The sequence below is a fragment of the Rhizobium sp. AC27/96 genome (assembly GCF_001692325.1).
Taxonomy (GTDB): Bacteria; Pseudomonadota; Alphaproteobacteria; order Rhizobiales; family Rhizobiaceae; genus Rhizobium.
This window is the reverse complement of the sequence record NZ_LXKN01000030.1, coordinates 1-752: the sequence shown is the minus strand read 5'-3', so window position 1 is coordinate 752 and position 752 is coordinate 1. Positions and strand designations below refer to the sequence as shown.

Below are 752 nucleotides of genomic sequence, written 5' to 3'. Positions count from 1 at the left end.
AGTCGTGTTCTCACTGAACTACCTCGACGATTGTCCGTGTGTGCGGATCAACGAGAACGATGTGGTTGTTCAGAACGGTATAACGATATTTCGTCACACCATATTCTGGTGGGACGTCATAGTATTCCACGCCGTCCTCTGGAAGCACGGCGCCGACGGCAACGCTATCCTGATATACAATCGACGGTCGGTTCTCGCGGACGACATAGTCGTGAAAACGGGGGCGCTGATCGATTCCCAGCAGCCCATTCACACCGCCGGTTACCGCGCCTACCGCGCCGCCAACCACGGCACCGACCGGCCCGGCCTGACGATTGCCTTGGTCCGCACCATTTTGGGCTCCTCCCACCACGCCCTGGGCGTGAGCGGCCAGCGGCACCAGCGCACCGATTGCAAGAGCACCGAACAGTATGCTGATTTTGCTTGTCATTGTTTCGTCTCCTTGACGAACTTGTGAAAGTCCAGCGACGACGTTGGACCATGATTGCCGAACGCGATCGTTCCGTGATTGTTCCGTTGGGCAGGCAATGGGACGTTGACATCTCCAGCTTCCAAAAACGCCGACATGCGGAGGGTTCGGAGCATAGACCACTTTTGCCACCAGCAAGGCCGAAATGCCGAATCGAGCTGATTGCGAAAACTTCCACCTCATGCAGCCCCGATATTCGGTGACGAGCGAAGGGGCAGTCCTCGCCGCTCATCACCAAAGTCCCTTAAGCGCGGGGATCTATCCGATCGCGCCCACGCTCTGC

General features: G+C 57.7%; 1 protein-coding gene. It reads right to left on the bottom strand.

What is annotated here, in order from left to right; genetic code table 11:
* Window positions 1–10 precede the first annotated feature (10 nt).
* Complete coding sequence (locus A6U86_RS21445; RefSeq protein WP_068395035.1) at window positions 11–430, bottom strand: DUF1236 domain-containing protein; 420 nt, start codon at window positions 428–430, stop codon at window positions 11–13.
* Window positions 431–752: the final 322 nt, after the last annotated feature.

Coding starts and splice junctions, on each gene's coding strand:
- A6U86_RS21445 (WP_068395035.1), bottom strand. CDS start 430: ATGACAAGCAAAATCAGCATACTGTTCGGTGCTCTTGCAATCGGTGCG.